The 16140-nt window shown below is 68.0% G+C and carries 13 protein-coding genes and 1 tRNA gene; 12 read left to right on the top strand and 2 right to left on the bottom strand.

Annotated features, from left to right (window positions below; translation table 11 throughout):
* The first annotated feature begins 14 nt into the window (after positions 1-14).
* The 4 genes from AC1XX3_RS06750 to pyk all read left to right on the top strand — a co-directional run bounded on the left by AC1XX3_RS06750 (position 15) and on the right by pyk (position 3551).
* Entirely contained in the window at positions 15-533 is a 519-nt protein-coding gene (locus AC1XX3_RS06750) for a TraR/DksA family transcriptional regulator (protein WP_483320322.1), read from the top strand.
* 62 nt (positions 534-595) lie between these two features.
* The gene (locus tag AC1XX3_RS06745) at positions 596-1144 is read left to right on the top strand and encodes a signal peptidase II (RefSeq protein WP_483320321.1); all 549 of its coding nucleotides are present in this window, start codon (positions 596-598) and stop codon (positions 1142-1144) included.
* Positions 1141-2067, top strand: a complete 927-nt coding sequence (locus AC1XX3_RS06740; protein WP_483320320.1) for an RluA family pseudouridine synthase — start codon at positions 1141-1143, stop codon at positions 2065-2067. Before AC1XX3_RS06745 ends, AC1XX3_RS06740 begins: the two co-directional genes overlap by 4 nt.
* 68 nt (positions 2068-2135) lie before the next feature.
* The gene (gene pyk, locus AC1XX3_RS06735; protein ID WP_483320319.1) at positions 2136-3551 is read left to right on the top strand and encodes a pyruvate kinase; all 1416 of its coding nucleotides are present in this window, start codon (positions 2136-2138) and stop codon (positions 3549-3551) included.
* A 187-nt stretch (positions 3552-3738) separates the two neighbouring features.
* Here pyk and AC1XX3_RS06730 read toward each other — a convergent pair.
* Positions 3739-3821 (bottom strand) — tRNA-Leu (locus AC1XX3_RS06730).
* Positions 3822-3990: 169 nt separating this feature from the next.
* On the opposite strand from AC1XX3_RS06730, the gene AC1XX3_RS06725 reads away from it, so the two are divergent.
* The 6 genes from AC1XX3_RS06725 (at position 3991) to AC1XX3_RS06700 (ending at position 10406) form a co-directional block, all read left to right on the top strand.
* The gene (locus AC1XX3_RS06725; protein WP_483320318.1) at positions 3991-4605 is read left to right on the top strand and encodes an ANTAR domain-containing response regulator; all 615 of its coding nucleotides are present in this window, start codon (positions 3991-3993) and stop codon (positions 4603-4605) included.
* 166 nt (positions 4606-4771) lie between these two features.
* The gene (locus tag AC1XX3_RS06720) at positions 4772-5986 is read left to right on the top strand and encodes a branched-chain amino acid ABC transporter substrate-binding protein (protein WP_483320317.1); all 1215 of its coding nucleotides are present in this window, start codon (positions 4772-4774) and stop codon (positions 5984-5986) included.
* Positions 5987-6210: 224 nt separating this feature from the next.
* A complete protein-coding gene (locus tag AC1XX3_RS06715; RefSeq protein ID WP_483320316.1) occupies positions 6211-7146 on the top strand; it encodes a branched-chain amino acid ABC transporter permease in 936 nt (311 codons plus the stop codon).
* Complete coding sequence (locus AC1XX3_RS06710; protein ID WP_483320315.1) at positions 7143-8855, top strand: branched-chain amino acid ABC transporter permease; 1713 nt, start codon at positions 7143-7145, stop codon at positions 8853-8855. The genes AC1XX3_RS06715 and AC1XX3_RS06710 overlap by 4 nt, the downstream gene beginning before the upstream one ends.
* Positions 8852-9706 carry an ABC transporter ATP-binding protein gene (locus AC1XX3_RS06705; protein ID WP_483320314.1) on the top strand — a complete coding sequence of 285 codons (855 nt, stop codon included), beginning with the start codon at positions 8852-8854 and terminating at the stop codon, positions 9704-9706. The genes AC1XX3_RS06710 and AC1XX3_RS06705 overlap by 4 nt, the downstream gene beginning before the upstream one ends.
* Positions 9699-10406, top strand: a complete 708-nt coding sequence (locus tag AC1XX3_RS06700) for an ABC transporter ATP-binding protein (RefSeq protein ID WP_483320313.1) — start codon at positions 9699-9701, stop codon at positions 10404-10406. The genes AC1XX3_RS06705 and AC1XX3_RS06700 overlap by 8 nt, the downstream gene beginning before the upstream one ends.
* A gap of 455 nt (positions 10407-10861) precedes the next feature.
* Here the strand turns inward: AC1XX3_RS06700 and AC1XX3_RS06695 are convergent, their stop codons facing one another.
* Positions 10862-11308 (bottom strand): PaaI family thioesterase, encoded by a 447-nt coding sequence (locus AC1XX3_RS06695; protein WP_483320312.1) that lies wholly within the window; start codon positions 11306-11308, stop codon positions 10862-10864.
* Between the two features lie 84 nt (positions 11309-11392).
* Here AC1XX3_RS06695 and polA point away from each other — a divergent pair, with 84 nt between their 5' ends.
* Together polA and AC1XX3_RS06685 are read left to right on the top strand one after the other, a co-directional pair.
* A complete protein-coding gene (polA, locus tag AC1XX3_RS06690) occupies positions 11393-14131 on the top strand; it encodes a DNA polymerase I (protein WP_483320311.1) in 2739 nt (912 codons plus the stop codon).
* 148 nt (positions 14132-14279) lie between these two features.
* Positions 14280-16079: a gamma-glutamyltransferase family protein gene (locus AC1XX3_RS06685; RefSeq protein ID WP_483320310.1), complete on the top strand. Its 1800-nt coding sequence runs from the start codon at positions 14280-14282 to the stop codon at positions 16077-16079.
* The last annotated feature ends 61 nt before the right edge of the window (positions 16080-16140 follow it).

The raw sequence follows: 16140 nt of genomic DNA, 5'->3' as shown, positions 1-16140 counted from the left end.
AAGGGGGAACCGCGATGACGACCGCCAAGGCCAGCGCCGCAAAGAAGTCCGCCACCAATCCGGCCCCGACAGCGGGCGGTGATACGGCCACCGCCGTCGCCGACGCCAAGGCGGAGAAGAAGCTGACTCCCATCGACCCGGCTTCTCTGCCGGTACGTGAGGGCGAAGACCCATGGACCGCTGCGGACCTCGACGAGCTCAAGGTCATCCTGCAGGACGACATCGCCCGGTTCGAGAGCCAGATCGAGATCTCGACCGCTGAGCTGGTCGGCCTGCTGCGTGATGGCAGCGACGGTGCCGGCCGTGATCCCGCCGACGTGGGTTCGGCCAACTTCGAACGCGACGCCGAGATGTCGTTGGCCAACAACGCCCGCGAGATGCTCGACCAGTCCAAGCTCGCTCTGCGGCACATCGAGCTGGGGGTCTACGGCTCCTGCGACAACTGCGGCAAGCCGATCGGCAAGGGTCGGCTGCAGGCTTTCCCGCGTGCCACACTATGTGTGACATGCAAGCAGCGCGAGGAACGTCGATAACCAAGAGCACGGTCGAGAAGCCACCGGTACGCGTCGCGTACCGGTGGCTGTTCGCTGCCGTCATGGCAGCCGGAGTCGCCGTCGACGCAGTGACCAAGGTGATCGCGGTCCGTTCGCTTGACCCGGCCGACCCGGTGCCGCTGCTCGGCGGCCTGCTGACGCTGCGGCTGATCCGTAATCCCGGTGCCGCATTCAGCCTGGGGGAGTCGGTCACCCCGGTGTTCGCGGTGCTGTCGATCGGCGTACTGCTGTTCGTGCTGATCCGGCTGGTCCCGCGCCTGGCTCATCCGGGCTGGGCGGTGGCGTTGGGCTTCCTCGGTGCGGGCATCGGCGGCAACCTGATCGACCGGCTGTTCCGGCGGCCGGGCGTGCTGCACGGCCACGTGGTCGACTTCCTGCAGCTTCCGCACTGGCCGATCTTCAACGTCGCCGACATGTGTATCTGCACGGCGGCGGCGATGATCATGTTCTTGTCAGTGGTGCGCAACGTCGGGCTGGACGGCACCCGCTATGAGGCAGCCAAGGCCGCCCCGGACGCGGACACCGAGAACGTCGCAGAGAAGCCACTGGACGAATCCGGACCACCCGCACCGAAGGTGGTCGGCGAGTGAGCGACTCCCGGGTGCTCTTCATCCCCGACGGGCTGGAGGGCGAGCGAGTCGACGCCGCCGTGGCCCGGATCCTGGGGCTGTCCCGATCCAAGATCACCGACCTGATCGGTCGTGGCCTGGTGAGCGTGGACGGAGCCACCGCAGCGAAGTCGGACCGGGTCAGTGCCGGAGCGATGCTCGAGGTCACCATGGACGAGGAGCCCCGTGGTCTCGACCTGGCGCCGCAGCCGGTGGAAGGGCTCGAGATCGTCTACGACGACGACGACATCGTGGTGGTGGACAAGCCGGTCGGGGTGGCAGCCCATCCGTCGGTCGGCTGGTCCGGGCCGTCGGTGCTCGGTCACCTCGCCGCCGCGGGTTACCGGATCTCGACCTCCGGCGTCCCGGAGCGCCGCGGCATCGTCCAGCGGCTCGATGTCGGTACGTCGGGCCTGATGGTGGTGGCCAAGAGCGAGCACGCCTACACGGTGCTTAAGCGTGCGTTCAAGTCCAGAACAGTCGACAAGACCTACCACACCCTCGTGCAGGGCCATCCCGACCCGTTCACCGGCACCATCGAGGCTCCGATCGGGCGCCATCCCAACGCCGACTACAAGATGGGCGTGATCGCCGGCGGCCGGCACAGTGTCACCCACTACGACACCATCGAGGCGTTCGTCGCCACCACCCTGCTCGAGGTCAAGCTCGAGACGGGACGTACGCACCAGATCCGGGTGCACATGTCGGCGACCAAGCATCCCTGTGTCGGCGACCTGACCTACGGTGCGGATCCGGTGCTCGCCGCTCGACTGGGCCTCACCAGGCAGTGGCTGCACGCCGTCGAGCTGGGGTTCGTGCACCCGCGCACCCAGGAGAACGTCCGCTTCACCTCCTCCTATCCTGCTGATCTGCAGCACGCGCTCGACGTCATCCGCGCCAGCTGAGGCGGCTGCAGGAAACCAGTAGCCCAGTGGTAGCGACCTGGCACACGTGGGTTCGCTACTGTCGAGGGGTGCGAAGAGCGAAAATAGTATGCACGCTGGGGCCTGCGTCCTCAGCGCCTGAACGTCTCAAAGAGTTGGTGGCCGCCGGCATGGATGTCGCGCGCCTCAACATGAGCCATGGAGATTATTCCGACCACGAAGCCAACCTGCGCAGCGTCCGAGCTGCCGCGGAGGCCGCCGGCCGCCCGGTCGGCGTTCTCGCCGACCTGCAGGGTCCCAAGATCCGGCTCGGCCGCTTCGCCGCCGGCAAGGAGCAGCTCGAGGTCGGTGCGACGTTCACCATCACCGTCGACGACATCCAAGGTGACGCGTCGCGGTGCTCCACCACCTACAAAGGGCTGCCCGGCGATGTCCGTCCGGGCGACTCGATCCTGATCGACGACGGCCGGATCGCGCTGGTGGCCACCGCGGTCACCGACAACGACGTGGTCACCGAGGTCGTCGTCGGCGGCCCGGTCAGCAACAACAAGGGCATCAACCTGCCCGGCGTGGCGGTCAGCGTGCCGGCCATGAGCGAGAAGGACAGCGATGACCTGCGGTGGGCGCTGCGGCACGGGGTCGACATGGTCGCCCTGTCGTTCGTGCGAAGCGCCGCGGACATCGAGATCGTCCACCAGATCATGGACGAGGAGGGTCGCCGGGTCCCGGTGATCGCCAAGATCGAGAAGCCGCAGGCCGTCGACAACCTCGACGAGATCATCGACGCGTTCGACGCGTTCATGGTCGCCCGCGGCGACCTAGGGGTGGAGCTTCCGCTGGAGGAGGTGCCGCTGGTCCAGAAGAAGATCGTCACCGCCGCTCGTCGCTGGGCCAAGCCCGTCATCGTGGCGACCCAGATGCTCGAGTCGATGATCTCGTCCCCGCGGCCCACCCGGGCCGAGGCGTCCGACGTGGCGAACGCGATCCTCGACGGTGCCGACGCCGTGATGCTGTCGGGTGAGACCAGCGTGGGTGACTATCCGGTGGTCACCGTCCAGACCATGGCGCGGATCGTCGAGAACACCGAGTCGCACGGCCTGGAACAGGTCCACGACATCGACTGGGACCCGCACACCACCAGTGGTGTCATCACCAAGGTCGCGGCCGAGGTGGCCGAGCGCATCAACGCGAAGTTCCTGGTCGCGTTCACGCACTCGGGAGACTCCGCGCGCCGGCTGTCCCGGCTGCGCTCGCGGATCCCGGTGCTGGCGTTCACGCCAGTCGAGGAGACGCGGTCGCACCTGACGCTGAGCTGGGGCATCGAGTCCTTCCTGGTGCCGATGGTCGACCACACCGACGACATGATCCGTCAGGTCGACAAGGCACTGTCGGAGTCCGGCCGGATCGAGACCGGTGACCGAGTGGTCATCGTGGCGGGCTCCCCTCCCGGCATCGCCGGCCACACCAACATGGTTCGTGTCCGCCGGATCGGTGCTCCTCTCTGAGCAGCAGTCTCCACGGCCGGGTATCCCTTCGGGATGCCCGGCCGTTCTGCGTCCGGTTGATGACGTGTCTCGAATTATGGACTGAGTCCAAATTAATTTGCCGCTGGCCCGATCGGCGAGCTGAGGACGGTGGAGTCGTCGGGGGAGGACGGCGACCGCACGAGGCGGAGCATCGGCGTCGCTACTGTGCCGGGAAGGGGAGTCGAACCCCTATGTCCTTTCGGACAGACGGGTTTGAGCCGTCCGCGTATACCATTCCGCCACCCCGGCCGGGGCTGCTGTCGACCGTCTGCGCCCGGGTGCTGCGCGGTGGGTCCGGATCATTGTGCCACAACGGTCGGAGACCTTCGCCCCGCTCGTCTGGTCACTGCCGCGCCGATGCCTGAGGTCGGCCGGGCATTGAACTTTCGATGTAACACAACACCGTTAGAGTGGCTTTGTGACGAACGAGAATAACGAAGCAGACGTACGACCCATCCGCGTGCTCGTGGCCGAGGACGAGGTGCTGATCCGCGTCGACCTGGTTGAGATGCTCGCCGAAGAGGGATACGAGGTCGTCGGTGAGGCCGGCGACGGCGAGCGGGCTGTCGAGCTGGCAACAGAGCTCCGGCCCGACCTCGTGGTGATGGACGTGAAGATGCCGAAGCTGGACGGGATCAGCGCGGCGGAGCGGATCGCGGCCGAGCGCATCGCCCCGGTGGTCATGCTGACCGCCTTCAGCCAGCGGGACCTGGTCGACCGCGCCCGTCAGGCCGGCGCGATGGCGTACGTGGTGAAGCCGTTCGGCAAGGCCGACCTGATCCCCGCGATCGAGATCGCCACCGCCCGCTACGCCGAGATCCAGGCCGTCGAGGCCGAGGTCAGCGACCTGCAGGAGCGGCTCGAGTCCCGCAAGGCGGTCGACAAGGCCAAGGGCATGCTGCAGACCGGTCTCGGGCTCACCGAACCCGAGGCCTTCCGCTGGATCCAGAAGACCGCGATGGACCTGCGCAAGTCGATGCGCGAGGTCGCCGAAGGGGTCATCGAGCACGGAGCGGCGTCCCGCAAGAAGTAGAGCGAGGACTGCTTGTCGCTTTCCAATCGTGTAACGAACGACATTCTGGCGGAGGAGTTCCCAGCCTGCGACGACTCGCCAGCGTAGGGTGCCTCATGCTCGCGGATTCGTCAGGCGCGCAGCAGTCAGCTCGCAAGGGCATCCGGATGAACCAACAGGAGGAACAGTGCGCAAGCCTAAGCTCGTCATCGCGGGGGTGACCCTGCTTGCAGCCACGATGGCCATGTCCGCATGCGGCAGCCGAAGCGAGACCCCCGAATCCGGGAGCGGTGAAACCACCAAGAAGGTCGCCAAGATCGGTGTGATCGCTCCGCTCTCCGGCGATCTGTCCGCGCTCGGCCTGGGCATCAAGAACTCGGTCGACCTGGCCATCAAGCAGGCCAACGAGGCCAACACGATCCCCGGGTGGACGTTGGAGCTCGACGCGCAGGACGACCAGGCGACTCCGGATGTCGGCAAGAACGCCGCCACCAAGCTGGCCTCGGACGAGTCCGTGGTCGGCGTCGTCGGCACCCTGAACTCCTCGGTCGCGCAGTCGGTGCAGCCCGTGCTGAGCGGAGCGGGCGTTCCGATGGTCTCTCCGGCCAACACGAACCCGTCGCTGACCAAGGGCGCCAAGTACGCTGACGCGCCGGCCCGGGCCTACCCGACCTACTTCCGTACCTGCACCACCGACGACGTCCAGGGGCCGTTCGCGGCCAAGTACCTGTTCGACTCCGGGGTGAAGAAGGTCGCCACCATCAACGACAAGAAGGCCTACGGCGCCGGTCTGGTCGCCGCGTTCACCGAGGCCTACAAGGCCGCGGGCGGCGAGGTCGTCGCCGCGGAAACGATCAACCCCGACGACAAGGACTTCTCTGCGGTCATCACCAAGGTGAAGGGCGCTGGTCCTGACGCCGTCTACTACGGTGGGGAATACCCGCAGGCGGGTCCGCTCGCCCAGCAGATGAAGGCCGCCGGTCTGGACAAGCCGCTGATGGGTGGCGACGGCATCTACGACCCTGCCTACATCGAGCTGGCGGGCAAGAACTCCGACGGTGACCTGGCCACCTCGGTCGGTGCACCGACCGACACGCTGGAGTCGGCGAAGACCTTCGTCGCCGACTACAAGGCCGCCGGCTACGCCGAGCCGTTCGGCGCCTACGGTGCCTACTCCTTCGACGCGGCCAACGCCATCATCCAGGGCCTCAAGGTCTCGCTGGCCGACGCTGCCGACCCCAAGTCGGCTCTGCCGGCCACCGTCGAGGCGATCGGCCAGGTGAGCTTCGACGGCGCAACCGGCCCGGTCTCCTTCGACGAGTACGGCGACACCAAGACGAAGGTGCTGACTGTCTACAAGGTCACCGGTGGCAAGTGGGCCGCCGACAAGACCGGTAGCTGACGCAGACGGGCGGGAGTTGTCCTCGGACAGCTCCCGCCCTTTGCATGCCACCAGCCGGACCGGCGGTGGCTCGCTTCCACTGCGGTGCCCGTTGGGTGCCGCCTGCAATCTCGGGATCGCCGGATAGCCGCTCCCGCTTGCTCACCATGTAGGCAGACAGGGAGCGGCCTGGATGCCTTCGCCGTCATGGCCCGTTGCACGGGTCTGAATATCAGGAGGTTTGCGTGGACGTCCTCCAGCAGCTCGTGAACGGGCTGTCTCTTGGAGCGCTCTACGCCTTGATCGCGGTCGGCTACACCGTGGTCTACGGCATCGTGCAGCTCATCAACTTCGCCCACGGCGAGATCTTCATGATCGGCGGCTTCGGAGCACTGGCCACCTGGCTGGTCGTGCCGGGCGAACAGGTCTCGATCTGGATGCTCCCGGTGATGCTGGTCGGAGGTGTGGTGGCCGCCGTCGGCGTGGCCCTGCTGACCGAGCGGTTCGCCTATCGGCCCTTGCGCAATGCTCCCCGGCTTGCGCCGCTGATCACCGCCATCGGCGTGTCGATCTTCCTGCAGGAGCTCATCCGACTCTTCTTCGGCAGGGTTCCCGGCTTCCCTGACTCCAAGCGCGCCATCCCGTTTCCGCAGATCGACTACGTGACCGGGCAGGCGTTCAACCTCGGTGGCATCACGCTGCAGCGGGCGGCGCTGTTCACCCTGGTCGCGCTGGCCCTGTGCGCGGCCTTCCTCTACTTCTTCGTCAACAAGACGCGGCTCGGTCGAGCCATGCAGGCCACCTCCCAGGACCCCGATACGGCCCGCCTGATGGGCATCAACGTGGACCGCATCATCATGGTGGCCTTCGCTCTCGGTGCCGCGCTGGCCGCGGTGGCCGGGATGGCGTACGGACTGCGCTACACGAACGTGGACTTCAAGATGGGCTTCCTGGCCGGTCTCAAGGCCTTCACCGCGGCGGTCCTGGGCGGCATCGGCAACATCAACGGTGCAGTCGTCGGTGGTCTGGTCCTCGGCGTGGTCGAGGGCATGGCCACGTTCATCCCCGGCCAGTTCGGCGGCTCGGCCTGGAAGGACGTCTGGGCGTTCGCGCTGCTGATCCTGGTCCTCGTCTTCCGTCCGCAAGGTCTGCTCGGCGCGCGGGTGGTGGATCGGGCATGAAGCTTCCCGTGCTGATCACCCCCGAGCTGCAGCAGCGGATGGCCGGCCCCGGCCGGATCCTCGCCCTGGTCGGTGCTGCACTCAGCATCGTCGCGCCGTTCCTGCCCTGGGCCTACGGCGCCGAGGCGCTGGACGACATGACGGTGCTGTTGTATCCATCGGTGCTGCAGATGTTCGCCCTCGGGCTCGGGGTGCTGATCGCGGCATTCATCGTGCTCCAGCCGCTGGTCAAGCCGGCGCCCGGCCGCAAGCGGGTGGGCTGGATCCGCGGAGCGAAGGCAGCCGCCAGCGGTCTGCTGATCTTCGTGGCGCTGATCGTGATCAGCATCGCCGCCGAGCTCGGCGGTCTGATCAACGTGGAGTACGGCGGCTGGATCGCGCTGGTCGGTGCGGTGCTGGCCTTCGCGGGGACGAAGCTGATGCCTGCGGGGCGGCGACCGACATTGGAGGCGGCCACCCTGCCAGCCTGGCTGGAGATCGTCTGCATCGCGGTGATGATGGCAGCTGCCCTGTTCGGGGCCGCCTTCGCGCTGGACAACGACGACGCGGGCTCCTTCATCACCTTCATCGCGTTCGCCGGCGCGGTCGTGGCGGTGCTCATCCGTACCGGCGTGATGGGCTTCTTGTCCGGCGTCTCGCAACGGCACCGGAAGGTGCTGATCTTGGCGTCCTTCGTGGTGGCGTTCATGTTCCCGTTCACCCAGAACGGCTCTGATGCGAACATGTCGATCGCGACCCAGGTGATCATCTTCGCAGCGACGGCGATGGGGCTGAACATCGTCGTCGGTCTGGCCGGTCTGTTGGACCTCGGCTACATCGCCTTCCTCGGAGCCGGCGCGTTCACCGCGGCGGTCCTGTCCCGGTCGACCTTCGCCACCTTGGACGTGCATCCCCCCTTCATCGTGGTGGTGCTGATCAGTGGGGCGGTCTCGGCCGCCCTGGGCCTGATCATCGGCTCACCGACCCTGCGGGTCTCGGGCGACTATCTGGCCATCGTCACGCTGGCGTTCGGCGAGATCTTCCGGATCTCGATGAACAACCTCGACGGCCTCGCCGGACCCAACCTGACCCGGGGCTCCAACGGCATCCCGGCGATTCCGGACCTGAACCTGTTCGGGTTCGACTTCGGTGACCGGCATGAGCTGGCGGGCATCCCGTTGGGCCGGTTCTCCAACTACTACTTCCTCCTGCTGCTGGTGATCGGGCTGATCATCTTGGTCTTCACCCGACTGAACAACTCCCGCATCGGCCGGGGCTGGGTGGCCATCCGGGAGGACGAGAAGGCCGCCGAGGCGATGGGCGTCAACGTCTTCGGACTGAAGCTGTTCGCCTTCGCCGGCGGGGCATTCCTGGCAGGCGTGGCCGGTTCGGTCAAGGCACACCAGGACATCTCCGTCACCCCCGACCAGTACGTCTTCTTGGAGTCGGCCTTCCTGCTGGCCGCCATCGTGCTGGGTGGCATGGGTACGGTCCTGGGGGTGCTGATCGGGGCGACACTGCTGAAGCTGATGCCGGAGAAGCTGCGGTTCGTGGCCGAGTATCGGCTGCTGATCTTCGGGCTGCTGCTGGTGCTGATGATGCGCTTCCGGCCGGAGGGCCTGGTGGCGAACCAGCGGCGCCAGCTCGAGTTCCACCAGGATGACGAGGACCTGGCCGAACGGATCGGCGACGAAGTTGCCGAGACCGGCACCGTGAAGGGAGCGACATGACCGCGCTGGAGACCTCCGCCACGGCCACGCCGGATGCGATCGAGCCGATCCTGGTCGCCGAGAACGTGACAATGCGCTTCGGTGGCCTTACCGCCGTCGACTCGGTGAACCTGCAGGTGATGCCGGGCGAGATCGTCGGGCTGATCGGACCGAACGGTGCCGGCAAGACCACCTTCTTCAACTGTCTGACCGGGCTCTACCTGCCCACCACCGGTCGGGTGGTGTTCAACGGGTCGGTGCTGCCGCCGAAGCCGCGCAAGGTGGTGATGGCCGGGATGGCTCGGACCTTCCAGAACATCCGGCTCTTCGCCAACATGACGGCGCTGGAGAACGTGATGGTGGGCCGCTACTGCCGGACCTCGGCCGGCCCGTTCACCTCGATCATCCGCGGACCGAAGTTCCGCCGGGAGGAGCGCGAGACCCGAGAACGTTCGCAGGAGCTGCTCGAGTTCGTCGGACTCGGCCACACCACCGACAGCCTGGCCCGCAATCTTCCGTACGGAGACCAGCGCCGGCTGGAGGTCGCACGGGCGCTGGCCACCGACCCGAAGCTGGTCCTGCTGGACGAGCCGACGGCCGGGATGAATCCGCAGGAGACCCGGCAGGCCGAGGAACTGATCTTTCGGATCCGTGACCGCGGCCTGGCGGTGGTGGTGATCGAGCACGACATGCGCTTCATCTTCAACCTCTGCGACCGGGTGCTGTGCCTGGTCCAGGGCAAGGCGCTGATCGAGGGCACCCCGGCCGAGGTGCAGTCCGACCCACGGGTGATCGAGGCCTACATCGGGACCGGTCCCGAGGACGCGGCTGAGCTGGAAAACGATCTGGAGGCGGGAAAGACCGATGCTTGAGGTCAAGGATCTGCAGGTGGCCTACGGGCGTGTCCGGGCGGTCAAGGGGATCTCCTTCACCGTCGAGCAGGGCCAGGTCGTGACGCTGGTCGGCACCAACGGCGCCGGGAAGACCACGACACTCAAGACGATCTCCGGCCTGCTCCGCCCGGAGGCGGGCGAGATCTGGTTCGAGGGCCAGCGGATCGATTCGGTACCCGCTCATGAGGTGCTCACCCGTGGCCTGGCGCACTCACCGGAGGGTCGCCGGATCTTCCCGCGGCTGACCGTGGAGGACAACCTGCGGCTGGGCGCGTTCGCCCGCAAGGACAAGGCCGGGGTGGCCAAGGACCTGCAGCGGGTGTTCGACCTGTTCGAGATCCTTCACGCCCGGCGCAACCAGCCGGCGGGTACGTTCTCTGGCGGCGAGCAGCAGATGCTGGCCATCGGCCGGGCCATGATGAGCCGGCCCAAGCTGCTGATGCTGGACGAGCCCTCGATGGGTCTGTCGCCGCTGATGATGAAGCGGATCATGTCGACGATCACCGAGCTGCAGTCGGAGGGCGTGACGATCTTGCTGGTGGAGCAGAACGCGCAGGCGGCGCTGTCGTTGGCCGACTATGGGTATGTGCTCGAGGTGGGCAAGATCGTGCTGCAGGACACTGGGCAGAATCTGCTGGTGGACGAGAACGTACGCAAGGCGTATCTCGGCGAGGACTGAATCTCTTCTTCTCTTTCTTTGCTTGCTTGCTTTCTTTGGTTGCTGGCCGCGGGTTGGTGAGGTGTGGGTGGCGCAGAGCAGCCATCCGCGCCTCGCAAGCTCGGCGCTCCCGCCAGGCCCGTCCACGCTCTGCGCCACCCACACCTCACCAACCCGCTCAAGTGAACTCATCGCTGGATGTGGTCCTGCCTTCGGTGGGCTGGGTCGTGGCGGGGAGCAGTCATCCGCGCCCGGTGGGCTCGGCACTCCGGCCGCGTCCATGTTCTGCGTCAGCCGCACCCGATCAACCCGCTCGGGCGACTTCTCCGCTGGATGTGGTGCTGCCAGGGTGGGTTGGGTTCGTGGCGTGGCGCAGCCATCCGCGCCTCGTGGGCTCGGCGCTCCCGCCGGGCCCGTCCATGCTCTGTGCGACTGACCTCTGCTGACCGGGCTGGCGGCGTCGAGGGTAGGGCTGCTCAGGCGGGTGGGGGGCTCAGGGGATCGATCGGGGTGTTGCGGGCGGGGGTGATGTGGCAGGTGACGCGGGCTGTGCAGATGCGTTGGTCGGTGTCGTCGACGAGGACGATCTCGTACATGGCGACGGTGCGGCCGAGGCGGAGGGCGGTGGCGGTGCCGGTGACCCAGCCGGTGGCGGCGGAGCGGTGGTGGGTGGCGTTGATGTCGACGCCGAACGCGAGCCGGTCGGGCAGGGCGTGGGCGGCGGCGCCGATGGAGGCGAGGGTCTCGGCCAGGACGCAGGACGCACCGCCGTGCCACAGGCCCATCGGCTGGGTGTTGCCCTCGACCGGCATCCGGCCCACCACGCGCTCCGGGGCCAGCTCCATGACCTCGAGACCCATCCTGGCGTCCAGCGCGCTGTGCATACGCTCGAACCAGGCGGGCATGGCCGAGGGATCGCTCATGGCGTCACTGTAGTGCCCCCGATGGCGTCGGCCCGGCCGTCGCCGGGCGTCGGAACTGTCAGTCGGCGCCGCTAGAGTCGGACCGTGCCGACTGCGAAAAAAGCTGCTCCCGCGACCACGCCGCCGACCAGCCAGCGACCCAAGCTGCTGCTCATCGACGGTCACTCGGTGGCGTACCGCGCCTTCTTCGCGCTGCCGGTGGAGAACTTCTCCACCCAGACCGGGCAGCACACCAACGCGGTGTTCGGATTCACCTCGATGCTCATCAACGTGCTGCGGGACGAGGAGCCGACCCACCTGTGCGTCGCCTTCGACGTCTCCCGGCAGACCTTCCGCTCGGAGGTCTACACCGAATACAAGGCCAACCGGTCCAAATCGCCGGACGAGTTCAAGGGTCAGGTGGACCTGGTCAAGGAGGTCTTGAACGCCCTCAACATCGTCCACGTGGAGAAGGAGGGCTTCGAGGCCGATGACATCATCGGCACGCTGGCCACCCAGGCGGAGCAGCAGGGCTTCGACGTGCTGATCTGCACCGGCGACCGGGACGCACTGCAGCTGGTCTCGGACCGCGTCACCGTGCTCTACCCGCGCAAGGGCGTCTCCGATCTGGCCCGGATGACCCCGACCGCGGTCGAGGAGAAATACTTCGTCACCCCGGACCGCTATCCCGAGCTGGCCGCGCTGGTGGGGGAGACCAGCGACAACCTGCCCGGTGTGCCGGGGGTCGGTCCGAAGACCGCGGCCAAGTGGCTGCAGACCTACGACGGACTGGAGAACCTGATCCTGCACGCGGGGGAGATCAAGGGGAAGGCGGCCGAGTCGTTCCGCGAGCGGATCTCCGACGTCGAGCGCAACCGCCAGATCAACGCCCTCATCCGCGACATGGACCTGCCGCTGCAGATCGACGACCTCGTCCGCCGCGACTGGAACCGCGAGGCGACCCACCAGCTGTTCGACGGGCTGGAGTTCCGCGTCCTGCGTGACCGGCTGTTGGAGACGCTGCCGGCTGAGGACCTGACCCCCGAGGGCGGTTTCGAGGTCACCGGCGCGGTGCTCGAGCCGGGCGAGCTCCAGGGGTGGCTGTCAGAGCACGCCACCGGCGTACGTACCGGGGTGGATGTGGTCGGGCACTGGGGCTCGGGGACCGGCGACCTGCTGGCCATCGCCTTGGCCGCCGGCGACGGCGCTGCCGCCTATCTGACCACCAGCGAGCTGGTGCCGGCCGATGAGAACGCGCTGGCGGCCTGGTTGTCCGATCCGGCCCACAAGAAGGCGATGCACGACGCCAAGGGTCCGCTGCTGGCGATGTGGGCCCGGGGCTGGGACCTGGCCGGGCTGGACTCCGACACCCAGCTCGCGGCCTATCTGACCAAACCCGACCAGCGCACCTTCGACCTGGCCGACCTCACCGTGCGCTACCTGAAGCGCGAGCTCAAGGTGGAGACCGCCGCCGAGAGCGCTGAGTCCGACCAGCTCGCACTGGACTTCGGCGACGACGACTCCGGCGCCCGGATGGCGGCCGAGGCGGCCATGGTCCGTGCCCGCGCGGTCATCGACCTCGCCAACGCCCTGGATGTCGAGGTGGAGCAGCGCGGAGGGACCAGCCTGCTGAACGGGGTGGAGCTGCCGCTGTTGCGCACACTGGCGCGGATGGAGCGGACTGGGATCGCGGTCGACCTCGACCATCTGCACGCGCTCGAGTCCGAGTTCGGCGCCACCGTGACGCGGGCCGCCGACGAGGCCTACCGGGTGCTGGGCAAGCAGATCAATCTCGGCTCGCCCAAGCAGTTGCAGGTGGTTCTCTTCGACGAGCTCAACATGCCGAAGACCCGCAAGACCCGCACCGGCTACACGACCGACGCGGAGGCGCTGCAGCAGCTGTATGTCAAGACCGAGCACCCGTTCCTGGCCCAGATGCTCATCCACCGCGACGCCATCCGGCTCAAGCAGACGGTGGAAGGGCTGCTGAAGTCGGTTGCCGACGACGGCCGGATCCACACCACGTACGTGCAGACGATCGCCGCCACCGGACGATTGTCGAGCACCGACCCCAACCTGCAGAACATCCCGATCCGCACCGACGCCGGGCGCCGGATCCGCGAGGCGTTCGTGGTCGGCGAGGGATACGAGTCGCTGATGTCGGCCGACTATTCCCAGATTGAGATGCGGATCATGGCGCACGCGAGCGCCGACGACTCGCTGATCGAGGCTTTCACCTCCGGCATCGACTTCCACACCATGACCGCATCCCGCGTCTTCGGCGTCGCACCGGAAGCGGTCAGCCCCGCCGAACGCGCCAAGATCAAGGCGATGAACTACGGCCTGGCGTACGGGCTGAGTGCGTACGGCCTGAGCCAGCAGCTGAGCATCGAGGTGTCAGAGGCCAAAGCCCTGATGGACGAATACTTCGAACGCTTCGGCGGCGTCCGCGACTATCTCCAGTCCCTGGTCGCCGACGCTCGGCGCACCGAATACACCGAGACGATGCTCGGTCGCCGCCGCTACCTGCCCGATCTGATGAGCGACAACCGGCAGCGCCGCGAGATGGCCGAGCGGATGGCACTCAACGCCCCCATCCAGGGTTCGGCCGCCGACATCATCAAGGTCGCCATGCTCGACGTCGAACGGGCGCTGGACGACGCCAAGATGGCGAGCCGGATGCTGCTGCAGGTGCACGATGAGCTCGTCTTCGAGATCGCGCCGGGCGAGCGGGAGTCGCTGGAGGCGCTGGTCCGCGACAAGATGGGTCACGCGGTGGAGATCAGTGTCCCGTTGGACGTGTCGGTCGGGGTGGGTCGGTCCTGGCACGACGCGGCCCACTGACGGCGGGGAGCACTGACCGCGGCGAGCACTGACCGCGCGAGCGGGGGGTCCCGGCGGCCCCGGGGTCGGGTCCTCGACAGTCGGCATCGGGGCTGGCCTAGCCTAGGTCCAGCCAGCTTGGCACCCCGAGTTCGAGCGTCAGGATCCAATGTTCACACCAGCCCCCCCGTTCACCACCCGGCCCGACCTGCGCGGCACCTTCGGGATGACCGCCACGACGCACTGGGTCGCCACCGCGACCGGGCAGGCGGTGTTGGAGCGGGGCGGCAACGCCTTCGACGCGGCGGTCGCGGCCGCCTTCGTCCTGCACCTGGTCGAGCCGCACCTGAACGGACCCGGCGGTGACCTGACCGGCATGGTGGTGACGGCCGAGGACCCGACGCCCCGGGTGCTGATGGGTCAGGGACCCGCGCCGGCCGGAGCAACCCTCGAGCACTTCGCCGCCGAAGGACTGGACCTGGTCCCCGGTGCCGGCGGCCTGGCCGCAGCCGTGCCCGCCGCGGTGGACGCCTGGCTGCTGCTGCTCCACGACCACGGCACCTTCGAGCTGGCTGATGTGCTGGACTACGCCATCGGCTACGCGGAGAACGGCTATCCGCTGGTGCCGGCGGTGGCGGCCACCGTGTCCACCGTCGCCGACCTGTTCACCGAGCACTGGACCACCTCGGCCGAGCGCTGGCTGCCCGGCGGGAAGCCCGTCGACCCCACCGTCTTGCACACCAACCCCGCCTACGCTGCGGTGCTGCGCCGGCTGGTGGCCGCCGGCGAGGGCCGGCCGAGCCGACAGGAGCGGGTCCAGGCTGCCCGCGAGGAGTGGCGCACCGGCTTTGTGCCGCAGACCGCGGCGGCCTTCCTGGCCACGCCGCACCGGCACTCCTCGGGCACCGACCACGCCGCGGTGATCACCGCCGCCGACTTCGCCAACACCACGGCCCGCTGGGAGGACGCGGTCACGCTGGAGTTCCGCGGCCACACCGTCGCCAAGATGGGACCGTGGGGACAGGGCCCGGTGCTGCTGCAGGCGTTGGCCATCCTCGACGGGTATGCCGCAGAGGACCTCGACCCGCAGACCCCCGCCGGTGCACACCACATCCTCGAGGCGCTGAAGCTGGCGATGGCGGACCGGGACGCGTACTACGGCGATCCGGATCCTGACGCCGGCGAACCGGCCGTTCCCCTGGACGTCCTGCTGTCCGCCGACTATGCCGCCACCCGTCGAGCCCTGATCGGGCCGGAGGCATCCATGGAGGTCCGTCCCGGCGACGTGCCCGGACGAACGGCCTACCGGGCACCGCTGCGCGAGGAGCAGGTCCAGACCGCTGGCACCGGCGAGCCCACCGTCTCGGCCACGGGGGAAACCAAGGGCGACACCTGCCATATCGACGTCGTCGACCGGTGGGGCAACTTCATCTCCGTCACCCCCTCAGGCGGCTGGCTGCAGTCCTCGCCGCACATCCCCGAGCTCGGCTTCTGCCTCGGCTCACGGCTGCAGATGACCTGGCTGGACCCGGCCTCTCCGTCGGTGCTGCGCCCTGGCCGGCGGCCCCGGACCACCTTGACCCCGACCATCCTGCTGCGCGACGGCGTGCCGGTCTCCGCGCTCGGCACCCCCGGGGGTGACCAGCAGGACCAGTGGCAGCTCGTCTATCTGCTGCGGACGCTGGTCGGCGGCTACACCCCGCAGCAGGCGATCGACGCGCCGACCCTGCACACCACCGCCATGGCCGGCTCGTTCTGGCCCCGCACCTGGACGCCCGGGGGAGCGGTGGTCGAGAACCGGCTCGGCGACGACGTGATCGAGGACCTGGTGCGCCGCGGCCACCGCGTCACCCGGGCCGGCGACTGGACCCTGGGGCGGCTCTCCGCCGTCGGCCGCGACCCCGAAACCGGGCAGCTCTACGCGGCCGCGAACCCGCGCGGGCGACAGGGCTACGCGGCCGGCCGCTGACGCGGTGGCAACTGAGTTGCCGAGACGAATTGACCCTGGTTGTCCAGGGGCGATAATCTTG

It is taken from the genome of Microlunatus sp. M237 (assembly GCF_056896895.1).
The sequence above is the reverse complement of the archived record's forward strand: the minus strand, read 5'-3'. Positions and strand labels throughout refer to the sequence as shown.

Excerpts from the sequence above, each read along its gene's own strand:
- AC1XX3_RS06750 (WP_483320322.1), top strand. The coding sequence starts at position 15 with ATGACGACCGCCAAGGCCAGCGCCGCAAAGAAGTCCGCCACCAATCCG.
- AC1XX3_RS06745 (WP_483320321.1), top strand. The coding sequence starts at position 596 with ATGGCAGCCGGAGTCGCCGTCGACGCAGTGACCAAGGTGATCGCGGTC.
- AC1XX3_RS06710 (WP_483320315.1), top strand. The coding sequence starts at position 7,143 with ATGAAGCTTCCCGTGCTGATCACCCCCGAGCTGCAGCAGCGGATGGCC.
- AC1XX3_RS06705 (WP_483320314.1), top strand. The coding sequence starts at position 8,852 with ATGACCGCGCTGGAGACCTCCGCCACGGCCACGCCGGATGCGATCGAG.
- AC1XX3_RS06700 (WP_483320313.1), top strand. The coding sequence starts at position 9,699 with ATGCTTGAGGTCAAGGATCTGCAGGTGGCCTACGGGCGTGTCCGGGCG.
- AC1XX3_RS06695 (WP_483320312.1), bottom strand. The coding sequence starts at position 11,308 with ATGAGCGATCCCTCGGCCATGCCCGCCTGGTTCGAGCGTATGCACAGC.
- AC1XX3_RS06685 (WP_483320310.1), top strand. The coding sequence starts at position 14,280 with ATGTTCACACCAGCCCCCCCGTTCACCACCCGGCCCGACCTGCGCGGC.